The organism is Tautonia rosea, from assembly GCF_012958305.1.
Classification (GTDB): Bacteria; Planctomycetota; Planctomycetia; order Isosphaerales; family Isosphaeraceae; genus Tautonia; species Tautonia rosea.
On record NZ_JABBYO010000017.1, the window covers coordinates 109,307 to 135,614 of the forward strand.

General features: G+C 65.8%; 18 protein-coding genes. 12 read left to right on the forward strand and 6 right to left on the reverse strand.

Going from position 1 to position 26,308, the window contains the following annotated elements; all coding sequences use genetic code 11:
- Positions 1–311 precede the first annotated feature (311 nt).
- The 9 genes from aroF (at position 312) to HG800_RS23230 (ending at position 10,266) form a co-directional block, all read left to right on the forward strand.
- Positions 312–1,349: a 3-deoxy-7-phosphoheptulonate synthase gene (gene aroF / locus HG800_RS23190; protein ID WP_169980044.1), complete on the forward strand. Its 1,038-nt coding sequence runs from the start codon at positions 312–314 to the stop codon at positions 1,347–1,349.
- Positions 1,350–1,503: 154 nt separating this feature from the next.
- Positions 1,504–2,286 (forward strand): triose-phosphate isomerase, encoded by a 783-nt coding sequence (gene tpiA / locus HG800_RS23195; protein WP_169980046.1) that lies wholly within the window; start codon positions 1,504–1,506, stop codon positions 2,284–2,286.
- A gap of 111 nt (positions 2,287–2,397) precedes the next feature.
- Complete coding sequence (secG, locus tag HG800_RS23200) at positions 2,398–2,916, forward strand: preprotein translocase subunit SecG (RefSeq protein WP_315852095.1); 519 nt, start codon at positions 2,398–2,400, stop codon at positions 2,914–2,916.
- Positions 2,917–3,072: 156 nt separating this feature from the next.
- Positions 3,073–3,957, forward strand: coding sequence for a YicC/YloC family endoribonuclease (locus HG800_RS23205; protein WP_169980048.1), 885 nt, complete (start codon positions 3,073–3,075; stop codon positions 3,955–3,957).
- Positions 3,954–4,703 (forward strand): guanylate kinase, encoded by a 750-nt coding sequence (gmk, locus tag HG800_RS23210; protein WP_235963901.1) that lies wholly within the window; start codon positions 3,954–3,956, stop codon positions 4,701–4,703. Before HG800_RS23205 ends, gmk begins: the two co-directional genes overlap by 4 nt.
- Entirely contained in the window at positions 4,696–4,971 is a 276-nt protein-coding gene (locus HG800_RS23215) for a DNA-directed RNA polymerase subunit omega (RefSeq protein WP_169980050.1), read from the forward strand. Before gmk ends, HG800_RS23215 begins: the two co-directional genes overlap by 8 nt.
- A gap of 187 nt (positions 4,972–5,158) precedes the next feature.
- Positions 5,159–7,435: a DNA translocase FtsK gene (locus HG800_RS23220; protein WP_169980052.1), complete on the forward strand. Its 2,277-nt coding sequence runs from the start codon at positions 5,159–5,161 to the stop codon at positions 7,433–7,435.
- 93 nt (positions 7,436–7,528) lie between these two features.
- Positions 7,529–8,239, forward strand: coding sequence for a DUF4058 family protein (locus tag HG800_RS23225; protein WP_169980053.1), 711 nt, complete (start codon positions 7,529–7,531; stop codon positions 8,237–8,239).
- A gap of 140 nt (positions 8,240–8,379) precedes the next feature.
- Positions 8,380–10,266 carry an esterase/lipase family protein gene (locus HG800_RS23230; RefSeq protein WP_169980055.1) on the forward strand — a complete coding sequence of 629 codons (1,887 nt, stop codon included), beginning with the start codon at positions 8,380–8,382 and terminating at the stop codon, positions 10,264–10,266.
- On the opposite strand, the gene nadE is transcribed toward HG800_RS23230, so the two are convergent.
- From nadE to HG800_RS23260, 6 genes are all read right to left on the reverse strand, one after another.
- A complete protein-coding gene (gene nadE, locus HG800_RS23235) occupies positions 10,187–12,259 on the reverse strand; it encodes an NAD(+) synthase (protein ID WP_169980057.1) in 2,073 nt (690 codons plus the stop codon). The two genes, HG800_RS23230 and nadE, sit on opposite strands and share 80 nt — an antisense overlap.
- A 119-nt stretch (positions 12,260–12,378) precedes the next feature.
- On the reverse strand, positions 12,379–12,747 hold the full coding sequence (locus HG800_RS23240; RefSeq protein ID WP_169980059.1) for a hypothetical protein: 369 nt from the start codon (positions 12,745–12,747) through the stop codon (positions 12,379–12,381).
- Positions 12,748–12,990: 243 nt separating this feature from the next.
- Positions 12,991–17,727, reverse strand: coding sequence for a S8 family peptidase (locus HG800_RS27045; protein ID WP_206352409.1), 4,737 nt, complete (start codon positions 17,725–17,727; stop codon positions 12,991–12,993).
- 929 nt (positions 17,728–18,656) lie between these two features.
- Positions 18,657–19,151: a DUF427 domain-containing protein gene (locus HG800_RS23250; RefSeq protein WP_169980078.1), complete on the reverse strand. Its 495-nt coding sequence runs from the start codon at positions 19,149–19,151 to the stop codon at positions 18,657–18,659.
- A gap of 115 nt (positions 19,152–19,266) precedes the next feature.
- Complete coding sequence (locus HG800_RS23255) at positions 19,267–19,674, reverse strand: thioesterase family protein (protein WP_169980061.1); 408 nt, start codon at positions 19,672–19,674, stop codon at positions 19,267–19,269.
- A 5-nt stretch (positions 19,675–19,679) separates the two neighbouring features.
- Positions 19,680–22,985 carry a tetratricopeptide repeat protein gene (locus tag HG800_RS23260; RefSeq protein ID WP_169979875.1) on the reverse strand — a complete coding sequence of 1,102 codons (3,306 nt, stop codon included), beginning with the start codon at positions 22,983–22,985 and terminating at the stop codon, positions 19,680–19,682.
- Positions 22,986–23,224: 239 nt separating this feature from the next.
- Between HG800_RS23260 and HG800_RS23265 the strand changes: the two genes are divergently transcribed.
- The 3 genes from HG800_RS23265 to HG800_RS23275 all read left to right on the forward strand — a co-directional run bounded on the left by HG800_RS23265 (position 23,225) and on the right by HG800_RS23275 (position 26,127).
- Positions 23,225–23,995 carry a DUF6498-containing protein gene (locus HG800_RS23265; RefSeq protein WP_169980063.1) on the forward strand — a complete coding sequence of 257 codons (771 nt, stop codon included), beginning with the start codon at positions 23,225–23,227 and terminating at the stop codon, positions 23,993–23,995.
- Between the two features lie 67 nt (positions 23,996–24,062).
- Complete coding sequence (locus tag HG800_RS23270) at positions 24,063–24,539, forward strand: SRPBCC family protein (protein WP_169980065.1); 477 nt, start codon at positions 24,063–24,065, stop codon at positions 24,537–24,539.
- Positions 24,540–25,218: 679 nt separating this feature from the next.
- The gene (locus HG800_RS23275; RefSeq protein WP_169980067.1) at positions 25,219–26,127 is read left to right on the forward strand and encodes a hypothetical protein; all 909 of its coding nucleotides are present in this window, start codon (positions 25,219–25,221) and stop codon (positions 26,125–26,127) included.
- Positions 26,128–26,308: the final 181 nt, after the last annotated feature.

Here is a 26,308-nt window from a genome sequence, read left to right on the forward strand (position 1 = left end):
GAGCCTCCTCGCCGCAACTCCTTCCCCCTCAACACCAAACCGCTCTCCCTCCTGTCTGCCAGCAAGCGCACCGAGAGGCGCACCGAGCCGCGCACCGCAACCCGTTGGGCGCACCCGGCCCCATCCACCATCTCAGCCCGACCATTCTCACGATCGGCTTTGCACTTCCGTTGCCGGAACCGGTCCGCTACACTGTGACGTTTCCACGCCCGAGTCGGGGAGGGTGCGCCACGCACCAAGGTCCATCGGCTCAACCGACCGTGCCGTCGCCACCACGAGTCCGCATCGATCGAGCCGGAGATCCGAGGCCGATGATCATTGTCTTGAAGCCGCAACCCACCCCCGACCAGATTCAGCACGTCCTGGAGCGGATCGAAGAACTCGGATTTCAGCCCCATCTGAGCCAGGGGGTCTCTCGAACGATCATCGGCGTCATCGGTGACGAGCGGAAGCTCGAAGCCACCCCCTTGCAGGCGATCGACGGCGTGGAACAGGTCATCCCCGTCCTCAAGCCGTTCAAACTCGCCAGCCGCGAGTTCCGCCCCGAGCCAACGGTCATCGAGGTCAAGGGGGTCCGCATCGGCGGCGGCCATCTGGGAATCATCGCCGGCCCGTGTGCCATCGAGTGTGAGGAATCGCTGTTTGGCATTGCCGAGGCTGTCCGCAACGCCGGAGCCAACATCCTCCGCGGCGGCGCCTTCAAGCCCCGCACCAGCCCCTACAGCTTCCAGGGGATGGGCGAAGACGGCCTGAAGCTCCTCAAGGCTGCCGGCGAGCGCTTCAGCATGCCCACCATCACCGAGGTCATGGACCCCCGCCAGCTCGACCTCGTCTGCGAATACGCCGACATGCTTCAGATCGGCGCCCGCAACATGCAGAACTTCGACCTGCTCAAGGAGGTCGGCCGCACCGACAAGCCGGTCATGCTCAAGCGAGGCATGAGCGCCACCGTCAAGGACCTGCTCATGTCGGCCGAGTACATCATGTCGCAAGGGAACCACAAGGTCATCCTCTGCGAGCGCGGCGTCCGCAGCTTCGAAGACTCAACCCGCAACATGATGGACCTCTCGGCCATCCCCAACGCCCAGGGGCAGAGCCACCTGCCAATCATCGCCGACCCGAGCCACGCCACCGGCCGGCCCGACCTCATCCCGGCGATGGCCCGCGCCTCGGTCGCCGCCGGAGCAGACGGCGTCCACATCGAGGTCCACACCTGCCCCGAGAAGGCTCTCTCCGACGGCCCTCAGGCCCTCTTGCCCGACCAGTTCGCCGCCCTCGTCGACGACCTCCGACGCCTGGCCGACGTCCTCGGCCGCACCGTCGACTCGTGCGAGAGCCTGACCGTCTGATCTGATGAGCCGTCCGGGTCGCTGGGGTCGTCTCGACCCCTGACTCCTCACGCCCAGGACGCTGCCGCTGGGGTCAAGATGACCTCAGCCACCTCGAACCAATTCGTCCGTAACGTCTCTCAACAACACCCCTTAACGCCCGGGACCCCGCCTGATGCGACCCTTGTTCATCGCCGGCAACTGGAAGATGAACCCCTCGACCGAGGCCGACGCCGTCGCCCTGGCTGAAGCCGTCAAGGAAGGCGTTGGCCAGGACCACGCCGTCCGAGTCGCCGTCTGCCCTCCCTCGGTCTTCCTGCACCGGATCGACGCCGCCCTGGCCAACTCCCCCATCGGCCTCGGCGGGCAGAACATGCACCCCGAACCCTCCGGGGCCTATACCGGCGAGCTCTCCGGCGCGATGCTCAACGACGTTGGTTGCACCCACGTCATCCTCGGCCACAGCGAGCGACGGCACGGCCTCGGCGAGACCGACGCCTTCATCAACCAGAAGCTCCACGCCGCCCTGAAGGTCGGCCTCATCCCGATCGTCTGCATCGGCGAGACTCTCGACGAACGCGAAGCCGACCGCACCGAAGCCGTTGTGGCCGAGCAGCTTGACGGCTCGCTCGCCGGCCTGGAGCCCGAGCAAATGGCCGGCGTCGTCCTGGCCTATGAGCCCGTCTGGGCCATCGGCACCGGCAAGACCGCCAGCCCCGAGCAGGCCCAGGACGTCCACGCCTTCATCCGGGCCCGCCTGGCCGATCGCTTCGGCGAAGCGATCGCCGCCCGGGTCGTCATCCAATACGGGGGGAGCGTCAAGCCCGACAACGCCGCCGACCTGCTCGCCCGATCCGACATCGACGGCGCCCTGGTCGGTGGGGCCAGCCTCAAGGCCGCCGACTTCCTCGGCATCATCGAGGCCGCCCGCACCGTCACCCAGGCCGGCAAGGCCTGATCGAACCGAACCATTCCCTCAATCGCCGGGCTCGCCCCGGCCCGGCCCGACCGTTCTGCTGATTGCTCGTCGCCGATCGTCCCGATCGATCCCTTAGCGAGGTCCCCGACTGTGGAAATCCTGCCTTATGTGATCAGCAGCCTGATCGCGCTGGTCGTCTGCACCTTCCTCGGCTACCTGCTGCCGCCCGTGCTGACCTACATCCTCATCGGCCTCGTCTCGATCCTCATGATCGGCCTGGTCCTCATCCAGCGTGGTCGAGGGGGCGGGCTGGCCGGGGCCTTCGGTGGCGTCGGCGGATCGAGCGCCTTCGGCACCCGGGCGGGCGATGTCTTCACCCGAATCACCATCGTCACCGCCTCGGTCTGGATCGCCCTGAACATGGGCCTGGTCGTCAACGCCAACGTCTCCCGGACCGCCCAGCAGCGCCCCGGGAGCGAGTTCCTCCCCAAGGGAGCCGAAACCGCCACCGACAGCCTGTCAGTCCCGGATTTCGACGCGGATGCCGACTCGGACCTTGATTCCGACCCGCTCGGCCTCGACCTCGGTACGTCGGACCTGCCCCCGACTCCCGGCTCCGGTGCCAGCGATCCGTCTCCGGCTCCCGCTCCCGCTCCTGAGTCGAACTGACGTGACAGACGTCGCGATCCCCGCTGCACCTTCGGCCCGTCGGTTCCTCGGCAACGGACGGGCCTTGGTTGGATCCCGGCTCGTGGCTTCGGCAATGCGTTCCGGTTTCGTCCTGGTTGGTTTCGTCTGGTTCCTCTTGATCCTGGAGGGCTCGCCGTGCTCCTGAGCATGACCGGATTCGGCGAAGCCCGTCGGCAAGACGAGGCCCGGACCATCAGTGTCGAGGTCCGCAGCGTCAACGGGCGGCACCTGAAGCTCTCGACCCGGATCAGCGAGCCCTTCTCGGCCCTGGAGCCGGACATCGAGCGGCTCGTCCGCCACCGCCTGAAACGCGGGACGGTCCAGCTCAACCTCCGGGTCGAGTCGCTCCGCCGCCCCGAGGACTACCGCCTGAACCTCGCCGCCCTGGAAGGCTATCGCGCCCAGTTGCTCGCCTTCCTCGGAGGCGGCCCGACGCCCCCCGACTTCTTCTCGGCCCTGCTTGCGCTGCCTGGCGTCGTCGATTCGGCCCGTCCGGCGGCCCTCGACGACCCGAGGGAGCACTGGCCGACCCTCGAACCGATCGTCGCCGAGGCCCTTGATCAGCTCCACCGCAGCCGGCTCGACGAAGGCCAGTCGATGGAGCAGGAACTCCGCTCGCTGGCCCTCGACATCACCGGCCACCTTGACCGCATCGCCTCCCGAGTCCCCGAGGTCGTTTCCTCTTACCGAGACCGCCTGACCGATCGGGTCAACGCCTTGATCCAGGACCGCGGCCTGACGATCGAGCCCGAGCACCTGATCCGAGAGGTCGCCATCTTCGCCGAACGCTCCGACATCGCCGAGGAAATCACCCGGCTTCGTGCCCACCTCGACCAGTTCGATGCCGTCCTCTCCTCCGACGATGCCCCCGGCCGCAAGCTCGAATTCGTCGTCCAGGAAATGGGCCGCGAAACCAACACCATCGGCTCGAAGGCCAACGACGTCGAAATCAGCCGATCGGTCGTCGAGATCAAAGGCTCCCTCGAAAAGATCCGCGAACTGATCCAGAACGTCGAATGAGTCCGACCCCCTCCCTCGAAGGATTCCTCCTCGGCACCCGATTCACCCCCGACCACACGGCACCGTCGCTCGGTTCCAGACCCGACCCGCTTGCAATCCTCCGGATTCTTCTGGCTGCCCGCTGCCTACTGCCTACTGCCCTCATGACTTACGACTGGACCCACCTTCCTGGCCGCTTGCTCGTCGTCTCCGGACCCTCCGGATGCGGCAAGAGTACGATCCTGCGCAGGGTCCTGCAGCGGCCCGGCGTCGGGGCCCGTCTGTCGGTTTCCTCGACGAGCCGACCGCCCCGGCCCGGCGAGGTAGAGGGGAGCGACTACCACTTCGTCTCCCGAGGCGACTTCGAGGCCGCCCGAGACCGAGGGGAGTTCCTCGAATGGGCCGAAGTCCACGGCAACCTCTACGGCACGCCGATCAAGCCGGTCATCGCCTCGCTCGAAGCCGGCCACTGCGTCATCCTCGAAATCGACGTCCAGGGGGCCATGCAAGTCCTCCGCGCCGTGCCGTCGGCCGAGACGATCTTCATCACCGTCCCGAGCCTCGCCATCCTCGAAGCCCGCCTCCGGGGTCGTGGCACCGAACACGAGGCTGTCGTCCGCCGTCGGCTCGACAACGCCCGACGTGAACTCGAATCTCAACACCTGTACACCCATACCATCGTCAACGACGACCTCGACCGCGCGGTGGCCGATCTGGACACCTTGCTGGCCGAGTCGGGTTGCGGAGGAGACGCCCGCGATGCATGAGGAACTGAAGGAAGAAGAGATCGTCAACCGCGTCGGCGGTCGATTCAAGCTCTCCACCTTGATCCAGAAGCGCATGATCGCCCTGAACCAGGGGGCCCGCCCCCTGGTGGACATGCGCACCTCTGACAAGATGGCTATCGTGATCCAGGAGATCATGCAGGACAAGATTTTCCTGGACCTTGCCGGCAATGTCCGCATGCGGGATGAGGCCGAGGACATTGGCGGGCCGCTCGGCGAGACGGTCGACCTTACCCAGCCGGAAGACTGAGCGCCGATTGCCCCGGATCGGGCCGATGAGGAGCAAAGCTCGCCGCCCGGATCTGCCGATGATCGCCTAACGGATCGATCGGACCCGGGTTCGCACCAGGGGTCGCGAACAGGCCGACCCCGGAGGGTCGCGCCTGGCGGCCTTCGACGGTGGTTCCGGGCCTCGTCGGATGGCCCGGGGGGCGTTCATGCTCGATCGTCAGCGACTTTGGCGCAACGGACGGGGCCTCGCCCTGCTCGTGGGCGGCCTGTTCCTGGCATTGAGCCTGCTCGGGTACGACCCGGCCGACGCCCCCGGTGCGGCCGTCTATCCGCCCAACCGAGGGGATGCCCTGTCTAACCCCTGCGGACCGGTTGGCGCGGTGCTTGCTCATCTTCTGTACACCGGGTTCGGCTATGGAGCCCTCCTGGTGCTGCCAGCCTGGTTGATCGTGGCCGTCCGGGTCCTGATGTCCCGGCCGATCACCGACCCTCCCGCCCGTTTGCTCGGACTGGGCCTGCTGATCAGCGTGACCTCGGCCGCCTTGCAGCAGCTTCGCCCCGACCTGCCCGGCGCGGCTCCGGTCGGTTCGGGAGGCTACCTCGGTGTCCTGATTGGCGAGGGACTCCGCGGCCAGGTCGGGCCGATCGGTTTGTCCCTGGTGCTGACTTCGGCGGCAGTCGTGGGGCTGGCGCTCTGCCACGACCTGATCTTCCTCCTCCCCCGACGCCGGTCGGGCCTGCTTGGTGCGGCGGGAGAGCCGATGCCTGCTCATCCAGGGGCCTCGGTCCCGGCAGTCGCCCGGCCGAGAGGGGCCGACCTGCCCTCCCCGGTCTCCCCCTACGCGGGGGGACCGCCCGCCGGGGTCCCGGCCCCGACCCGGCCAACTCCGGCCGCCGCTGGGCCGCCACCAACGCCGGGGGTGCCCGCCGTGCGTCCGCCGTCGTCGCCGCAGCGGTCGGCCTCGGGCTATCAAGGGCCGCCGATGGATATGCTCGAGCCCTCCTCGGCCATCCCGGTGCAGGAGCGCGAGGCCTCCATCCAGGCCCGCGCGTTGATGCTGGAGAAGACCCTGCTGGAGCACGGCTGCCAGGTCCGCGTCGTTCAGATCGACACCGGCCCGGTGATTACCCAGTTCGAGATCGAGCTGGAGGCCGGCCTGCGCGTTTCGAAGATCGTCGGCCTGGCCAACGACCTGGCGATTGCCCTGGCCGTGCCGAGCGTCCGGATCGTCGCGCCGATCCCGGGCAAGACGACCGTCGGCATCGAGGTTCCCAACGAGCGGCGGTCGATGGTCCGGCTCCGCGAGGTGATTGAGGGGGTCGCGGCCGGCGACAGCCTGAAGCGGGCGTTCATCCCCCTGTTCCTGGGCAAGGACGTGAAGGGCTCTCCCCTGGCGTTCGACCTGGCCGAGATGCCCCACCTGCTCATCGCCGGCCGAACCGGCACGGGGAAGTCGGTCTGCCTGAACGCGATGATCACCTCGATCCTTATGACCCGTCGGCCCGACGAGTGCAAGCTCATCCTCATCGACCCGAAGATGGTCGAGCTCTCGCAATATAAGCAAGTTCCCCACCTGATGCACCCGGTCGTCACCGACATGAAGAAGGCCGAGTCCCTTCTCGCCTGGGCCTGCGAGAAGATGGACGAGCGGTACACGTACCTCGCGCGCGCCGGGGTGCGCAGCCTGCACTCGTACAACCAGCTCGGCCCCGACGAGATCTACGCCCGGCTCCAGCCCGAGGACGAGGAGGAAGCCCAGCGTATCCCGACCTTCATGCCGCACATCGTCATCGTGGTGGATGAAATGAGCGACATGATGATGACCGCGGCCAAGGAGGTCGAGGCCCACATCGTCCGCCTCGCCCAGAAGGCCCGAGCGGTGGGCATGCACCTGATCGTCGCCACCCAGAAGCCAACCGTGGACGTCATCACCGGCCTGATCAAGGGGAACCTGCCCGCTCGAATCGCCTTCCAGGTCTCCAGCCGGGGGGATAGCCGCGTCGTCCTCGACGAGATGGGGGCGGACAAGCTGCTGGGCAACGGCGACATGCTGTTCCTCATCCCCGGCACCTCGCACCTGGTCCGGGCGCAGGGGACGTATGTCTCGGACCTGGAAGTGGAACGCATCTGCAACTATTTGAGCCAGTATCCACAAGAGTTCAGCAAGGAGTTGATGCAGCTTCGCGTCGGCGGCGGGGTCGGCGGCAAGGACGGCGCGGCCTTGAAGGACCGCGACGAGCTGTACGAGACCGCCATCGAGGTGATCATCCGCGAGCAGCGCGGCAGTTGCTCCCTCTTGCAGCGAGCCCTCGGCATCGGCTACGGCCGCGCCGCCCGCCTCATCGACTTCATGGCCGAGGACGGCATCGTCGGCGAGTACAAATCCGGCTCCGCCCGCGAAGTCCTCTACTCCTGGGAGGAATGGGAAGCCCTCAAGGCCGGCGACGATCCCCCCGAGGGCCTCGGCGAGGCCGCGGCCTGAGCAAGGGCGACGCCCCATCACCCGCCGTTGACCCGAATCGAGCCCCCTGGGAAGATGGAACTCCAAGGAGCCGGGTGTTCCCAGGAGGCCGAGATGCCGCTACACGACTGGAAACGCGAAGACGGTTGGGGTGCGTTGCATCAGTTCTGGATCACGGAACTGGCCCGATCGCTGAAGCGACGACTCCCGGCCGGCTACCGAGCCTTCCTTGGCACGGCGCCGAGGCTGGCAATCGGTGATTCCGTTCGACGGCCCGACATTGGTGTCAAGCTCCACCCCGACCTCCGCCCCCCGGGCCATGAACCGCCAACCGGCGGGGGTGGGACATTACTGGAGATGGAACCTGACTTCGAAGTTGCTGTCGAACGACTCGACTATGACATCGTACTCTTCATCGAGCAGGCCGGTTGGCTCGTCGCGGCGGTCGAGATCATCTCGCCCCGAAACAAGGATCGCAACGATTCGAAAGACAATTATCTGAACCGCTATCTTGGCTATCTCCTTGACGGGGTGCATCTCCTCCTCATTGATCTGTTACCCAAGCCCTATGATTTTTCGTTCGCAGATGAGATTGCTCGGGAATTCGGCCTGGATCAACCGAAAACCCCGAGTCCATACGCTGTCTCGTACCGAGTCGGCGAGTCAGCCGCGACGGGCGGGCGACTCCTCGCCGTCTGGCGACGCCCGATGACCGTCGGCCAACCCTTGCCGACGATCCCCTTACCGCTGACGGTTCATGAAGCCGTCGCCGTCGACCTGGAGGCGACCTACGCCGCGGCGGCATCGGATGCCTACCTCGACTGAGCGACGGTTTGTCTCTCCTGACACGGAACGGCAGCCGCAAGTACGCTTCGTCTGATTGAATCAGGGCGAAAATGCCGATCTGAGGAATGTGTGCGAGAAGATGACGGTTTCGCGAGCACGGCGGCAAGGAGCGCGAGGCGATGGTGGCTCGCGGAGGATGGAATCGAGCAAGGGTCCTGATTCATCTGAGCCTGCTCTGCGTGCTCGGGTTGGTCGCCTGCCAATCTCCGAAGATCCGGGAACGCCCGTTTTCGAATCATCCGGCGATCCGATCGGCGGAAGCGGGGCATGGTTCGTTGGGGGAGGGGTTTGGGCCGAGTGACGAAGCCTCCTATCATCGGCTCGTCGCTGAGGTGGAGCGACCGGGAGGGGCCTCGGCAAGCCGGTTGCTTGCGCTCGCGGATTTTGCAGACCGGCAGGGGCGTCGGCAGATTGGGAGTGAACCGGTCGCGGCGCTCTCGTGGTTCCGAGACGCAGCAGTCTACTCGTCCTTCGCGCTGGCAAACGCCGATGAACCGCTGCTCCAGGCGCGTGCCGTCGATCGCCATAACCGCGCGGTCGAGGAGTTGCTCCGGTGTTCGGGAACCGGCCCCCGGAACGTTGATCCCGCGTGGCGCGACCGACTTGATGCGGAAGGCATTCGTGTTGTCACCACCCAGCCGAACCGAGCCGGCTTGCCGGTCGACGAACTCTGGATCACCGGGGATTTCCGGGTCCGGAACCTGGAGCACTTCGGCCAGGATGGACTCGGTGTGCCGCTGGTGGCCGCCAGTGTGCTGAGCAATCGAGACGGGGAGACCGATCGCTTCCTCCCCGGCCAGCTCAAGCTGCCTGCGACAGCGGTCGTTCAGCCGACAGGGCCGCTCGATCACGGTGCGTGGCGGCAGCAGCCGGTCTTGCTCTCGCTTCACAATCCGATCCGAGAATCGGAGATCGTTGTTGGGAACAGCGTGGGCACGATCGCGCTTGCGAGCGACCTGACGACCCCGATCGCCTATCAGTTCCTGAAAGCCCCCGGGCAGGAAATCGGCTACGGCGGGCTGCTCCGGCCCGATCGGCTCTCGACGCTCCCGGGCATCTTCATGCAAGGGCCTTACGAGCCCGGGAAAATCCCCGTCCTGTTCGTTCATGGGTTGTCGTCAAGTCCGGTTATGTGGCTGGAGACGGCCAACGCGCTTCAGGGAGTCCCCGAGATCCGGGACCGCTACCAATTCTGGTATGCCTATTACCCGACCGGAGCAGCCCTGGCGTTTTCGGCCGTGCGAATCCGCTCGGAACTGGCCGCGATTCGTGAGGCGATCGACCCGGATCGCATTGACCCTGCACTCGATCAGATGGTTGTCGTGGGGCATAGCCTGGGAGGTGTCCTGTGCCGGCAAATGCTCCAGTCAAGCGGCCGGAGACTTGAACAGGGACTGTTCACGCGACCATTCGACGATGTCATGATGTCTTTTCAGACCCGGCAACGGCTGGAGCAACTACTCTACTTCGAGCCGGTTCCGTCGATTCGGCGCGCGGTGTTCATCATGGCACCGCACCGGGGGAGCAATGTTGCGAGTGGATTGATCGGACGGGTCACGACTGCTCTGGTGCAACGAACGCGAGAAATCGAGTTGTATCGAGATGAGATCATTGGCTTGAATGGTCCGGAGGTCTTCAGCCCGGTGTTCCAGAGGCGTCCGCCCAGCAGTATCGATAATCTGGAACCTGAGAGTCCGATCTTAAAAGTTCTTGCAGAACTGCCGATGGATCCCAGTGTGCCGTATCATTCGGTGATCGGGAACCTTTTTCCGGAGGCCCCCCCGGCTCGGTGGTCGGATGGAGTTGTTCCCGTAGCGAGTGCCCAGCTCGATGGCGCCGTGTCGGAACTGGTGGTCCGTAAGAGCCACTTCGGCGCGAATTCTCCCGAGGTGGTCGCGGAAGTTCGACGCATTCTCCACCTTCATCTCAACGATCAGGTGTCTCCGACCGCGCAGAATGGCACAGTTGCTCGACATACCGATCCAGCTCGGCCAGTTCGTCGGTGAAGGGGGTCTGGACAGGGGGGAAGCGGAAGCCGGTTTTGGGGTCGAGGTCGAAGGCGGTGACGCGGAAGCTGATGGCGAAGCGTTCACGCTTCCACTGGGCGAAGCAGAAGAGGCGGACGAATTTGCGGATGTGGGCAGCGAAGGCGCGGGGATCGCCGTGGTAGTGGTCGGCAAAGGCGGGCCAGAGGCGGCGGAAGATGGAAACGGGGTCGAGCGAAAGCTGGACGAAGGCGTACATCAGTTGATCGAGGATGGGGAAGGGCATCAAATCCGCTTCGTCCGTTTGTGCCTTGTCGGGCGGGCGAAGCTCGGCGGTGGCATCCATGACGTTGATGCGGTCGAAGCCGGTCAGGCCGTGGAAGTCGGCGGCCCAGGCGAGGTAAAGTTTCACGAGGCTCTTGGGCACGTCGGCGATGGGGGCCAGGCCGCCGGAGCTATCGCCGTCCATTGTGGTGTAGCCGACGGCGGCCTCGCTTTTGTTGCTGGTGACGAGTAACAGCGAGCCGTGAAGGTTGGCGAGGGTCCAGATAAGCGTTCCGCGCAGGCGGGCCTGGATATTTTGAAGCGTGATGTCGTGAGCGGGGTTGTCCCACGAGAGGGTCTCGCCGGTGAGCCGGGAGACGGTGGTTTCACACGAATCGAGCGATTCCTGGATGTTCGTCTCGTAATAAGTTGCGCCGACTTCCTCGGCCACGGCTCGGGCAGCGTTGCGGGTGGCCTCGCCCGAGTTCTCGGTGGCGAGATAGGCGCAGAAGAAGCGCTCGGAGACGAGGCGGCGGACCTCGTCGATCGAGAGCGTCGGGTTCGCGTAGCGGTACATCCGATGCACGAGCAAGGCGACCATGCCGCTATCGCGACCTCCCGAAAGCGCGAGGCAGCAGGAACGGATGCCCGTCTTAGCGACGTAGTCGCGGAGGGCGAGGCAGAGCGCGAGTTCCAGTTCCAGGTAATCGAGATCGCGGTCGGTCATCGGCCGACCTCCCAAGACACTCGCTTCGAGGTACTGGAGGGAAGGGTCAGGATGCTCCGGCTCGGGAGGCTCGTAATAGGGCGGGGGAGGGGGGGGGACGCGATCGGTCTGGAAGTTGCCGGTCAGGCGGATCGTCTGGGGGATGGCATCGACGCCGACCCGGGCGAGCTGGCCGCGCCAGGAGCCTTCCTCCATCCGGGAATGGCGGATCTCTCCCAGGTCGACGACGCGGTGGACCAGTTCCCACTCGCGGTCGAAGACGAAGCGACGCCCCTCGGCCTCGATCCGTCCGTTGACGCCGATGAACAGGCTGCCGTCGAAGATCAGGCGCGTGGCGTCGCATCCGAGCAAGGACGCATAGAGATACACGCAATGGTCTTCAAGGCTGATCTGTCGGACGAGCCGGCGGCGCATCCGGTGCTTGCCGATCGAGAACCACGAGGCCGACGGATTCATCAGGATCTCGGCACCCGAGATGGCATAGGCTGATCCGGGCCGAATGCCTTGCCAGGCGTCCTCGCAGATCTCAAAGGCGACCACCCCGAGGCCCGGCAGGTCAAACATCTGCGTGCCGAGCGGGGCGATCGTGCCGTCCGGCCCCCGAAGCTCGACAACCCGGCCGCGGGGCCAGGGATTGTAGTAGCGGTTCTCGTACTCGACGTCGCCGGTCGCCAGGTTCTCCTTCGCGGCCAGGCCAACGAGGTTGCCGTCGGCGAGCAGGGCCATTGCGTTGTAGATCACCCCCTCGCACAGGACCGGCAGGCCGACGGCCACGGCGATTCCGGCGGTCGCATCGGCCAGAGCGACCATGCGGTCCCAAGAGCGTTCCATCGTGCCGGAGCGCAGGAGGCGATCGCCCAGGCTGTAGCCGGGAATGCACATCTCGGGCAGGCAGAGCAGGCGAACCCCCTCGTCCCGGGCCGCGGCGATGACATCTCGGATCCGACGATCATTGCCGCTCCAGTCGCCGACGGTCTGGTTCAGCGACGCGACCGCCACGTGTGCCTGATGCCGAGCGAGCACGGCGAGTGTCTCCGATGGCCGGGGGATGGGTGTCCCGTCTTCGGTTCGTCCTTTCCCACAGTGTAGGACGAACCGCCCCCGAAGCCCAGCCATCGCCGCCCGCGTGGGCGTGGATTGGTTCAGAGATACTCGTCGACCGGCGCGGCCATCTTCTCGGGGGCGAGGATGGCGATCAGCTCACGAGCGTCGTCGCGGTCGCCGCGAGACACCTGAAGGCGGGCGCGACCGTCGGGGGCTCCGTTGAAGTCTCCCCAGGCGCGAAGCGAGGCGGTCTGGATCGTCAACTGGTCGTTGAACCACCCCTCGCGCAAGCCGACGGCCGACACCACCTCGCGAGGAATGCGGACCTCGTGCACCTTGGCCTTCGAGTAGCATCCCCAGTAATTGACTCGGTATTCGAGCACCAGCTCATCGTCCTCCAGACGAACCAGGCCCTTGAGTTCGTGGAAGGAGGACCAGTCGGTGCAGGAGAAAGGGATGGCGATCATGATAGTCGGCCCTCTCGTCGATCCGTGCGCAGGACGAAACGTAACAGGGGTGATTCGTCCGGCCGCTCCGATTCTTATCGGAATTTTTTGGGCCCAACCGGCGATCGATCGAGGGGATCGGGCGAAGGGGGTCATCCGACCGATCCGAGCCTTCACGGAAGAACAAGGGGCCCCGGCACCCATCCCCAACATCGGGCGAGTACCGGGGGCCCAGCAGATCGACTTAGGCCGAAGCGCGGTCGATCAGGAGACGATGCGGGCCAGACGACGGAGACCGGGAACGATCTCCGAGCGGTCGAGCGTTTCCAGGGCCAGGTCGATCACGGCGTCGTCCGCGAGCGACTCGGGCCGATCGTCGTCCGCAACCGAGATCGAGGGCAGCTCGATCGGCGAGGACTCGGATCCGGCGTCGATCGGCCAGCCGCGGTCGGTCGACGGAGAGTCGTCGACCTCGACGGCCTTCGCCGGGGTGATCGCGCTGCCGGGGATCGCCGAGGGGACCACCGGTGCGGAGCCTGACAGCGCGGCAATCGCCACCGACGAGCCGCGAGCAAGGGCAGGGGCGGCCTCGGGGTCGGCGATGCTGGGCGAGGAGGCGCCGTTGATGCTCAGGACGTACTCGCCCTGCGAGTCTTCGAGCCCCTCGACCTCGATCGCGTAGAGCCCGCCGCCATTCTTCGGGACCTTGTACTTCAGCCGGACTTGCTGGTCCGAGGCGGTCCCTTGCACCTCTGCCACCAGGTTCCCGGACGGATTGTAGAGCCGGACGACCGGGATCAGGCCGTTGTCGAAGGCCCCGGGCCCACGGGCCGGGAGCAGGAGGTCGATGTCGAGCACTGCGTTCCCGGCGGCCTCGACGAGGTAGACGTCGCGGTCGGGCTCGGACGAGGAGCTGAAGCTCAGATTGTCAACCACGAATCCGGCCGCGATCGAGGAATTCGGGGCGATCTCCGCGCGAGCGACCGGCGTCCCCTCGTACTGGAACTCTCCAGAGGTGAAGAAGAAGGCCCCCTGACTGAACGCGACCTGGAAGGTGCCGATGAGGCTGTTCCTGGCGTCGAACAGGGTGACGGTGGCCCCGTTGGGCGTCGAGGCCGTGGTGGAGAGGGCCATGCCGAACTCGAGCGACGACACGGGCTGGTCGAAGTCGAGCGTCAGGACCCCGATGGTCAGGCCGACCAGGCTCGGGTCGTTGGTGAAGGTCGTCGTGCCGGGCCCGATGGAGTTGAAGAGCGCGCGGTCCGAGGGCACCCCGCCAATCGTGTAACCGAAGGTCACCCCGCCCAGGCTCAGCCCGTTGGCCGACTGACGCGGCAGCTCGTCGAAGGTGATCGTCGTCTCGATGCCCTGACCGCCCCCGCCGACGTGCCCGAGGGTCCAGTGCCGTCCGGCGGCCGGCGGCGAGAGGACCGGCTGGGCCGAGGCCAGCTCGTCGTTGCCTTCGAGGTCGAACGTCAGGCCACGGGTCGCCACCAGGCTGTAGTCGGTGTCGGCGTCGCCGGACACGCGGACGTAATAGGTCCCCGAAGCGGGGGCGACGAACTGGATGAGGTCATCGACGTTCGTCGGGATCGGATTATTGAGGCCGAGGTCGATGCTGATGGCGTCGAACTCGGCCTGCGCCGGGCCGGTCGTCGATTGCGGGACGTTTTCCCGGAAGAGAAGGCGAACGGTGGAGCCGGCGAAGGCGGAGAGATCGGCCGAGTGCAATTGCCAACCCGTATCGCCGGTCGGGTTCTCGGCCTGGGTGCCGGTCGAGAAGACCGAAATCTCCTGGAGCACGGCGTTGGTGGCGGGATCGACGATCAAGACCTCACGAGTCCTGGGCAGCGTGGCAGGGGCCCCGAGGGTGAAGTTCCACTGGATGCGATCCTTCCACGAGAGCGTCGGGCTGGTGTCGGCCGGGATGGTGACGTCCTGGAACATCAAGAATTCCATCGGCCCACCGCCGTCGAAGCCGTTCCAGGCGACGAAGTTGCCGTCCTGAGGCTCGGTCGGTGTTATGCCGAAGCCGCCGCCGGCTCCGGCTCCGCTGACCGCCCAGGGTCGGAAGGGACTGCCGGTGGTCTGCACGGTCCAGCCGGAGAAGTCGCCCGTCTCGAAGCTGCCGTTGACGATCAGCTCGCTTGGCTGCACCTGGAACGAAAGCCCCTCGGCCAGCACCGTGCCGTTGGCGTCGAGCACTTCCAGTTGGACCGAGCCGGCGGAGAGGGCCTTGGCGGCGAGGGTCAACGACTGGCCAGCCTTGAGGGTAACGGCGTGCAGGTCGGTGTCGGGCTCGAAGCCGAACTGCGTGACCAGGCCGTAGAGTTGGGGGGACACGCCGATCTCGGCGTTGACATCGCCGGGGAACGAATAGATTCGGGTCATCGACGATTGCTGCGAGGCGCTGGAGGCATCGATGAAGGCCGTGAACGGCGAGTTGCGCATCTCGATGTCGAGCAGCAGGTCGCCCTGGCTGGGGTCGTAGTCGAACAAGGCGGCCACGTCGAGCACGATGTCGAAGGGGTTCGGGGACCCGGTGCCCGTGCTGGAGAGGGTCATCTGGCCGTCGAAGACCGTCACATACCCCGCGCCGATGTTCTCGGCGAAGACGGGCGAGGCCGAGGCCACGGTCGTCGCGGCGTAGCCGAGGCTGATCTTCGCATCGATCAGCACGTTGGAGAACGGCGCGGCTCCGATGTTGCGGCGGAACCGGACCTCATCAATCAAGCCGCCTCCGGCGAACTCCGAGGCCGAGTAGATCTGCTGATAGCGCATGCTCGGCTGGCCGAACTGGCCGATGTGGAACGGCCAGGCGTTGCCGCCGTTTCCTTCGACATTCTCCAGGGCCGAAGGGACGGTCGCCTGATCGCCTGCGTCAATTCGGCCGAGGACCGCGGCCCGAGCCGGCCGGGCCGAGACCGGATCGTCGTAGCCGCCGATCATCGAGATGAAGGCCGGGTCGAGCGACTGGGCCGAGCCGATCGTGTCGTTTGGAACTCCGCTGAAGTCTTCGTCCTCCAGGGCGGCGTTGAGCAAGACACGCAGGTCGTAAGCGCCTCCGGAGCCGTCGAGCCCCCGGACCGTGACGACGAACGACCGGGCCGGCGGCGCGTTGGGGCTGGGCGAATTCAAAGGACCGCCGACCGGCTCGGTCTGGATCAGGGCCACGCCGTCCGACGCCAGAGCCGAGGCCACGATCTGCAAATTCCCCTCGTCGTCGGCCATCGCCAGCTCGACGATCGGCTGAAGCCCTCCCGTCGCGGCGACCTCGATGGTCAGCGTCTGCCCGGGGTCGACCAGCAATTCGTAACGATTCGCCGCCTCGGGAGCGAACGGGGCAATGAACCCATTCCCCGTTGCCTCGTAGACGAGCGATCCGAGCGGCTCAATGCCCTGGAACGGCGACAAGGTCCGCAAGGTCTCGGTGGCTTGCACGAGTTGCAGGGTGGAGTAGGCGTTGAGTCGGCCTCCGGTGGCAACCAGTCCTTGCAGGCTTGCCAGGGGATCAACCCCAGCCAGGATGGCCTCCTTGATCAAGGTCGTGTCGATGCCAGGAACGGCAGAGGCCACCAGTGCCGCCACGCCCGCCACATGGGGCGAGGCCATCGAGGTACCATTGAAGAATCCGTAACCCGATGGACTCACAAACGCGGGCAAGGTGCTCAGAATGACCGAGCCCGGAGCGGCCAGATCGACCGAGTTCACGCCGAAGTTGGAGAACCCCGATCGCACGTCCTGGTTGGTCGAGGAGGCGACCGTGATCATGTTCTCCAGCCCGTAGCTGGCGGGATAGAACGGCGAGAGATCGTTATTGCTGTTGTTGTTCCCGGCCGCCGCCACGAAGAGGATGTCGGCCTCGCCGCTGGCGGCGATGGCGTCGCGCATGGACGTGGAGAAGCCGCCGCCTCCCCAGCTATTGTTGGTCACACGAAGGTTGACCCCGCTCTGCCGCATCATGGTCGCGTAGTTGATGGCGGAAAGGGCAGCCGCGAGTGGCCCAGTGTTTAACGGGCCGAGGAAGCGGAGCGCCTGGAGCTGTACGTCCCAGTTGACGCCCGTCACGCCCACCCCGTCGTTGCCGGTGGCCCCGATGGTCCCCGAGACGTGGGTGCCGTGGCCGTGCTCGTCGAGCGGGTTGTTGTCGTTGGCGAAGAAGTCCCAGCCGAACAGGTCGTCGACGAAGCCGTTCCCGTCGGTGTCGAGGCCGTCAGCCCAGGACGGATCGGCCAGCAGGTCGCCTGCGTCGATGATGCTGTTGCCGTTGAGATCGGTGACGAACGCGGCGTTCGATGGGTCGTTTAGGTCCCGGAAACTGATCAGGCCGTCGCCATCGAGGTCGAGAACCGCGGCCCGAAGCGCGCCCGGAATCTCTTCCTGGAAGATCGCGACGTTGAGGTAGAGGTCGGGATGGGTGTAGTCGATGCCGCTGTCGATCACACCGACGACGACCGAGAAGTCGCCGGTGGTGATACTCCAGGCTTCCGGCGCGTCGATGTCGGCGTCCGGGGTGCCGGGAACTCCCAGGATGGACTGTCCCGTATTGTTCAGCCCGTAGAGCAGGGGGAACAACGGATCGTCGGGAATGATCGGTTCCCCTTGACCCGTGAGGATGTAGTTCGGCTCGACATACGCCAGCCCATCGACCCCCGCCATGCGATCGGAAACGACCTCGGGAGCTGTTCCAGCCGCCACGTTGACCCGGAACAGGCCGTCAAGTCCCAGGTGCTCCTCGACCTGGACGGCCACTCCCTTCGCCTCTAACCGCGCACTCGCCGACGCAACCTGTTCGGTAGGAGAACCAGTCAGGCCTTCCAGGCGGACGATGTACTCATCGGGCCTGGCTAGCGCCTCGACACCGTCCCAACGAACCAGAACCGCACCCTCGGCCGCCGGTTGCTGACCCGCATAGGCCGAAAGCAACACGCGCTCTTCGAGAGATTCCAGTGCTCGCAGTCGCCGAACGTTTCGGTGGTGGGATCGCAGGTGACGCTTCACGGGAGAGACTCCATCGCGGTCGAGTCGATGCGAGTTCATCACAGAGACACACAAGCGCGCAACCGCCTTTAGACGGACGCCGCATCGACGCGACCCGCACGCAAAGGGGGGAAAGGAACGACTCATCCGTTCGGTCGCCAGACCTGTGCACACAATGAACAGGTGCCGACGACGATCATCAACACTTCGAACAGTTGACCGGATTCAACCGGTCGATTCCTTCAGAATGCGCGGACAAGAACCCGCAGAGGAAGGGTTTGCACGAATACGTTCATCAATGCCTTGATGGCCGCGGTTTGAAACCGCCGAACCAAACATCAAGACGCGCTTCGCCATCCTCGGCGGTTGTCATCCTGAGCGGTGAGGTGCTGAGATGCAAGAATTTTTCCGAAGAATTGCCAAAGGGATGACACGACACCTCATTCATACGATCGAAATCAATTTAAATTCGTTACACGAATCTATGCAAGCATGCGCAACACAATCCAACTCCGAACGCGAAAACACATTCAGATATCACGCGCCATCACGCCAAGCCGGACATCTGAGGGAATTCAAGAAGGCCAGGGATCAGCCCGGCCCCCCCTCGCAGCAGGTTTCGCAGATCGTCCGGCAGCGTGAGCAGATGAGCTTGGCCTTGATCTCGACGAGGGTTCCTCCGCAGACCGGGCAGGAGGGGCGGCACGAGGCGTTTGAATCCTCCTGGCGGGGCAGGGCGGGGTTGGGAGACCGTGGGCGGGATTGCGGGGATTCCATCATGTGCCTCTGTGATTCGTCGAAACACTGGCGAGCAAGCACGGGCATGCCTCTCGGGCCCGCGCACCTTGAAAGTCATCGGCAAGGCTCGACTCGACTCGCCAGAGCGCCTCGTCTCGGCGCAACCGCGAAGGCCGCACGATTGGAACACGCCAACCCCTCGGAACGGAATCTCACCACCCCCAGGAGCCTGGGCCTCCCTTGAACGGGCCGACGAGGTCGGAGGTGATCCAGCCGCCGTAAAACCCCCCTTCCTGGGGCGTCACCTGCTCGTCGTCGAGAAAGCAGGCGTCGACCCGGCCGGGGTAGAAGGTGACGTAATCGCGGATCGAGGCGAACGCGGGGACGGGATCGGGGTAGCTCCAGGCAGCGTCGTCGGCGCGGCGGTCGCCGACGACGACGTGGTGATAGGCCGCCCGGCCCTTCCATTCGCAAAAGCTCGACCGGGACGACGGGCGAAGGAATTCGCTTCGGATGTCCTCGGGCGGAATGTAGATACCGGGCGGGTGGCTCGTTTCCAAAACGCGCAGGGCTCGATGCGACTCGGCAATGACCTCGTCATTGAAGATGACCCGGACGCGACGATGGACCGGCTCGACCCGAGGGGGTCTGGGATAATCCCAGACCGACTCCTGGCCGGACCTCGGTGTGATCGGTTTCGGCCTCATGATGGCAATCGGCTCCCGAACGCGGGCCTCTCGCTCGGGGGCGAATGAGAACGCGAGCGCGGCCCGTCTTCGGGTTGTTATAGACAAACCGGAGACCTCGGGGCGTGGGTGTCCGTCAGCCTTCCAGACGGCTTCGTTTTCGAGCAAGGCGGCGGGCAAAGCGATCGACATCGATGACCCGTCGGCGATGGATGCCTCGGGCGATCAGCTCGACCTCGTCGCGGGCCTCGACCTGAAAGGTCACGCTCGGGCCGTCGACATGAATCACCCGAGCCCGGCAAATGACCGTGACCCCTTCCGGAGTCGCCCCGAGGTGCTCGACCTCGATGAATGTGCCGACTGATCGCTCATGGTCCTCCAGGCACGGGGCAATCGCGTGCCGGGCCGCGTATTCGAGGTGAGCGACCAGCCAGGGAGTCGCCAGCACGGCGGGCATCCGATCGTCGGCGAAGACGATCCGGTTCGACGCATCGACCGTGATCCGCTCCTCGCCGGTCATTCCGGACCGAGGGGTCGTCTTCATCGCGATCAGGCTCCCGGATCGGCAGGTTCCGCTTCCGGCTCAGGCTCGGGAGCAGGCTCAGGCTCGGGAGCAGGTTCCGGCGCTGTCGGCTCGGAGTCTGCAGGGGCAGACTCCGGTGTGCTGGGTTCCGGATTAGCCGGCTCGGGCTCGGGGGCCTCGGCGTCGGTGGGTTCCTCAGCCTCGTCGGTGGGAGGTTCGGGAACGTCGAGGCCGAGGCGATCGAGGTATTCGGCGGCGATGGGACGGCCGGGAAGCTCGGGATCGAGTTCCAGGCACGAGCGGAGCGGGTCGCCCGCTTCGCTCGGGAAGCCCCCTTCGAGCAGGTTGAGCCCGAGGGCGAATTCCCATTCCGCTTGCTGGCGAAGCTGGGTCGGCACGCTCAGGGCGGCCTGGACGGCGGCCATCGGCTGGCCGGTGGTCATCAGGGTGGCCGTTTGCATGGCCTCTTGCGATCGGGAGGCGCGGAGCTGAGGAATGGCGAGGTTCCGCCACAGCTCCGAAGACGTTCGGGAGTCTCCCATCAGGAAGTAGACCCGTCCCTGGCGGAAGGGGACCGTGCCGGGGCCGGTGGAGAGGCTCACCTCGTCGCCAGCGCCGAGATACTGGATGGCCTGGTCGGGTCGGCCGATGTCGCAGAGCAAATCGACCAGTTGCATGCGAACAGTCGCCAGACCAATCCCGGATTTCTCGGCCTGCGTCAGATAGCTGAGGGCCAGCTCGGCGAGCCCCTGGTTCAGGGCCGCGCCGCCGAGCTGGGCCAGGTCGGCCTGGCCTTCCAGCTCAGCCTCTTCAAGCTGCACGCGGATCTGCTCGATCTGCTCGGTCAGGCTTTCGTACGCCTGTCGAATGCCATCGACGAAGGCCAGGTCCTCGTCGGTCATCGCCTCGTCGGAGTCGAACAGGTCGAGCGTTGCGCCGAGCTGATCGCGGGTCAGATCGAGGAAGCCGGACGATTCGTAGAGCCCGGCCAGTTCGAGGTGAGCCCCGCGCAGGGCGATCTTCGCCTCGGCATTGGCCGGCGGCTTGGGCACGGTCTGAATGAAGCTGTTCAGCGCCGTGATGCGTTGCAACTGGCGAAGCCGGAGCGGCGAGGGGGTTTCTCCGGCCATCATGGCCGGATCTTCGGCCTCGGCCAGTAACTGGGCCTCTTGCTGGGCGAGGTAGCGGTAAGCGATGCTCAGGACGAAGAAGGCGTCGGGGTCGTCAGGTCGGACGGCCAGGGCGTCGCGGCATTCCTGGATCGCGAGCAGGCAGACGGCGATACTCGGCAAGGCGTTGGGATCGCCCCCGGCGGCCCGGAGTCCGCGATCGAGCCAACGGCGGGCGGCCAGCACGTGCGGTTGAATCGGCGCCAGGGCTCGAATGTTCGAGAAGCGGTCAAGCACGTCGGTCGGTCGCGGCGGTCGGTCGAAGGGTCGAGGGGGATTGCCCCGGCTGAAGACGATCGTCTCGGCGTCGAGCCGACGCTCGCCGAAAAAGTCGCGATCGGCCTGGCTCACGGCGGAGCTCTGGTCGAGTCGGCCGTAGAGCAAGACCTGGCCGTCGTCGTAGAAACCGATCCAGTCGGGGCTGGCGTCGAGGGCATCGGTCAGGCGTGATCGCAGCTCGCCGGTGCCGGGGATGTCGACCATCAGCACACTGACGCCGTAGCGGTCGAGAATCTCTTGCCAGGTCTCGGTTTCGCCGTCGACGATCGCGCGACGGACCCGTTCGTAATCCTCCAGCACTCCCGAGACGACCGAGCGAGGCAGGCGGCTATCGACGAAGACCTGACGGTTGGGATAGGTCCGCCAGTTCATGGCATCGCCGAGCGAGAGCCGAAGGTTCATCACCTGGCCCTCGATCGGGGCCTCGCGAAGATAGTCGGCCGCCTCGAAGGCGAAGCGGTCGGACTCCACGCCGAAGCCGAAGGGGGGCTCGCCGAATCGCTTGCCGTAGCCGGTCAGACCGGCCAGCGTGACCACGGTGATCAGGCCGATGGTCGCCAGGCGGCCGCCGACGGACCAGATCCGCCAGCCGGCTCCCATGCGGCCTTCGGTGCCGAAGGTTTCCTGGAACCACTCCTGCCCATTGAGCGCCAGACAGACGGCCACCACCACGCCCATCACGTCCTGGTAGCGCCAGAGCAGACCGGCGACCACCGAGGCGATCAGGAACATCAAGAACCGCCCCAGGTCGAACCGCTTGCGGTTGAGCAGGAAGGAGATCAGACCGAGGAAGATCAAGGAGAAAAAGTAGCTGACAATCGTATTGTACTCGCCGCCGAAGAACAGATCTCGGCTGCGCTCGCCGCGAGGACCGAAGGGCAAGAGCGTCACCTGCTCCTGCATCAGGGCCTCGGGAGCCGGGCGGAAGACGTCGAACAGGGGCGAGAACCCGCTGGAGAAGACATGGAACGTCGACGGGTTGGCCAGACAGGCCAGGACGCTGATTCCCAGCACCGCCAGGCCCGGCACCAGTCCCGGAGCATTAGCCTCGACCCGATCGGATCGGCCCGGCTTGAGCCCGGACCCGATCACCACGGCCCCCAGCAGCAAAAGGCCGATCGCGAACGAGAGATCGACGTTGACCCACAGTGCAAAGAGCGGGATGACCGCATACAGGGCCCCCCGGCGTCCCAGATTGTACGTCCAGTGCAGCAGCAAGAGCATGAGGACGAGCAAGATCAGGCCCCAGGTCGACGGGGAGACCACCGCCCCCATGCCGACCATCCCTCCCAAAGCGATCCGTACCGGCTGGCCGCCCAGCGGCGTCGCGATCGCTCCCAGAGCCAGGACGGTCGTCACCGCGACCCACCAAAGGCCAGGCCCCGGCCTCCGGATCATCAGGAGCATCAACGCCGCCAGCATGCGGAGTGTGGCATTGACGGCGACGAGGGCCGCCGCGCCGAACTGATCTCGCTGCTCGGGGCGCTCAAGCGTGTCGGCGAGGCTCCGGCCCAGTTCGTGAATGTGATACGAGCCCCACTGGAACAGCCAGGGGATATTCACCCACCGGGTTCCCTCGGGAACGGCGTACGAGAACGGCTCGGTTGTAATCGGACCACCGACCTGGTCAATCAACTGACCCGTCCGCAAGTGGCTCCAGAGGACCGAGTTATCAATAATCGTCGCCGAGGCGACGAAACAGAGTAAGAGCGCGAAGCCGGCCACGAACAGGTCGTAGTAGGCATTCCACTCCTGGACACGCTGGGGAGTCATCGGCTCGGGAGGGGGAGTCGAGGCTGCGGCAACGGCGGCTTCGGCCCCGGCCTCCGGCTCCGGTTTTTCCGGCGCTCCGGCGGGTCGTTCAGACGGCTTCGGTGTCTTCATCTCGGGATGAGCAAATGAGTTCGGAAGATGGAGGCGGACCGAGATCCCGGGCCGCTCGTGAGATGCATCTTATGCTAGGTCGCGCCCCCGGACCCGGTCAAGGGGGCTGGCCCATCCCTGCGGTCGATCCGTCGGAAGGCTCCGACTCGCATTGAGCCCTCGGTTGCGAGAGTCTCCTGGAACGATTTCCGGGAGCTTACGTTTCCCCTCTCGATTCCTTTGATCCGGGAGTCTCGACTATGTCTGCCGCGGTCTCGAAGCCGCATCCGGCGGCCATTCTGTTGGAAAACCTTGCCCCGATGGTTGGTGTGCTGTTCCTGGGCTGGTCGGTCGCGCCGGTGATGGTGGTCTACTGGATCGAGAACGGCCTGCGAGGGCTCGAAACGGCCGCCCGGATGCTCCTGGCTCGGGGGCCGTTGGTGTCGACGAGCGTGCTGCCGGGCCTGCTGCGGCACCGGCTGGAATCGCTGGCCAGCCAGGGTCGCGCCGCGTCGTCCGGGGCCGACGCTCCGATCAGCCCCTCCGAGGCCCACCCGGATGCGCTCAATCCGTCGATCGGGCTGGCCGGAAGGATCGGCATGGTCCTGTTCTTCCTGGTTCATTACGGCCTGTTCTGGGCAGTGCATGGGGTCTTTGTGTTTGTGCTCTTTGTGAATCGAGGGCCGGAGGGGGCCTTCGGAGGCTTCCCCGGGATGGGAGTCGGCGCGGGTCATTCGGGACTGCCGACGGGCCAGATCGCCCTGGCGGGGTGCCTGATTGCCGTGACCCTGGCCGTCTCGGTCCTCCGGGACGTCTTTCGGAACCACTCCGGGGAACAGGCCTCGCCGATCCAATTCATGGTTCGGGCCTATGGCCGGGTGATGCTGCTGCATGTGGTCCTGATTTTCGGCGGATTCGCCATCATGGCCCTCGGGTCGCCAACCCCGGCGCTTGTCTTGCTCATCGTCTTGAAGACCGCCGCCGAGCTGATCGCCACGCGACGGCTCGACGCTCAAGCTCGTCCGGCCTAAAACCCAAGGAACCGATCTCTGCCTCAACCCTCTTTCTGCTCTCCCCTTATTGACGAGCCCTTCGCCCATGACCTTCGTCAAAGAAAGCCGGATTGCCGCTCCTCCCACCACGGTCTTCGCCTTCCACGAGAGCCCCGGTGCCTTGCAGCACTTGATTCCTCCCTGGGAATCGGTCCATGTCGAGGAGCAGGCCGACTCCATCTTGCCGGGGGCTCGGGTCGTGCTCGTCTCGAAGGTCGGGCCGGTTCCCATGCGATGGGTCGCCGAGCACACCGAGTACGAACCTCCCCACCGCTTCGCGGATCGGCAGGTCTCCGGCCCGTTTGCCCGCTGGTATCACGTCCACCGCTTCCTCGACGACGGCCAGGGGGGCACAATCCTCCGCGATGAGGTCGAGTACGAGCCCCCGATGGGCATGCTCGGCCGCCTCTTCGGAGACGGCATCATTCGCCACAAGCTCCAGAAAATGTTCGACTACCGGCACGAGGTCACCCGACAGCTCGTGGAGTCCGGCCAGTTCGGCCCGACCTCGAATCCCTCCTGACAATCGCCGGATTGCTGCACGACGGTCCACGACTTGATTCGATTCGATCTGCCCTGAGGGGCAGGTCCGCTGTTCCGGGTGCGCGCAGTGGACGCACACGTGATCTCACCGATCGGATGTTCGATGGATTCAAAAAATCCAGGCGCTTCACAAGGAATTCTGCCGATTCACGAATATCGCCTTACGACCGATGGTCCGGAAGTTCATTGGTCCCATCTTCGAAGGGCAGACCGATGCCCCACCTCGACGGCCCTGCTCCAGGGCAACACGTGTCGATCCGAATGCCACGAGTGTCGACCGGGACGATCGTCGGTCTTCGACTGGCAAGGTGGGCTTCGATGTTTTCCGGCGGTGGTGTACAATGAATCAAATCTAGGCAGAACGGTCGGCGACGCGGCGGTGGGGCGTCTCGGATCGGGTCGTGCGTGACGCCGTCGATGACCGGCGAGTCCAGAGCGGATCGCAATCTATGCCTGCGAGGACGCGATGCCCCCGGTGTGAGACGGTTCTGAATGTTCCCGTCGGCGCCGAGGGGCGAAAACTCAAGTGTCCACGATGCACGACGACCTTCCGGGTCGGCGATGCCGGGTCCACGGCCCGGCCGTCGCAGCCGAGCATGGACACGGCCAGCCCGGCCTCGTCGCAATGGACAGACGATCTGCCCCTCGAGCGCCCTCCCTTGGCCGCCGATGAGCCGGATCTGCCCGTCATCGCGGGCGACCTGCGCGACCAGTTCAACCTGCCACTCCTGTTCGAGGAAGACGACCCGCCCGCAAGCCCCCCGCCGAAGCCGACGCCACCGAAACCGAAATCGACGGAGCCGCCGGCCCGTCCACCGTCCTCGGGGATCATCCCGACCGGCCAGCCCGACGGACCTTCTCCCTACGCCGAGGCCGATGCCGCCGGCCTGATCGAGGATGACGAGCCCGTCCGCCCTCGCCGCAAGACTGGGGCCGAGGCCCGCTTCACCACCCGCCGCTGCTCGTGCGGCGGCGTCGTCCCGGCCGGCATGTCGATCTGCCCCCGCTGCCACCTCGATCTTGAAACCGGGCAGCGCGACGAGGAGTTCGACCTGTTGGAGGAAGCCCCGGCGCTTCCTCCCCCGCCAACGCCGTTCGGCGTCCTGATCGTCGGCTTCATCTCGGGCCTGGTCGGCGTGGGCCTGGCGATTGCGTCGATTGCGCTGTATTTCATGCAACCCGACCTTCCGTACCGCTGGGGATTCCTCCTGCTGGCGGCGGTCAGTGCCTTCGGGGTCTTCGCCGCCGTCCGACTGATCCGCAACCGATCGGCCCGGTTCCTGATCGCCGCCCTGATGCTCGGCGGCCTGATCGACGTCGTCGCCCTGATCGTCCTGCCGATCGCCCTGGCCTCGACAGCTCCCGTCGATTCGTTCCAGGTCGTCCGCCCCTCCTCCGACGATTCTGCCCCGGTCGTCGATACAGTCCTCGTCCCCCGGATCGTTCCCTTGACCGAGCGGATTGCCTGGGAAAAGGTCAACCTTGGCCTGTCGATCCTCGCCGTCACCGTCACCGTCTCCATCTACCTCACCTCTCCCCAGGTCCGCCGCTACACCCAGCGACGCTAAGAGCCAACCGTACCGGCCGGGTCACCACCTTCGCCTACGACCACCGCAACCGCCTGACCGGCGCCACGGTGAAGGATTTGGCCGGCGCCGTGGTGGGCCGGGCCACCTACACCTACGACGCCCTGGACCGCCGCATCCGCGTCCAGGCCGACGCCGACGGGGCCGGCCCCGGGGCGCCCGC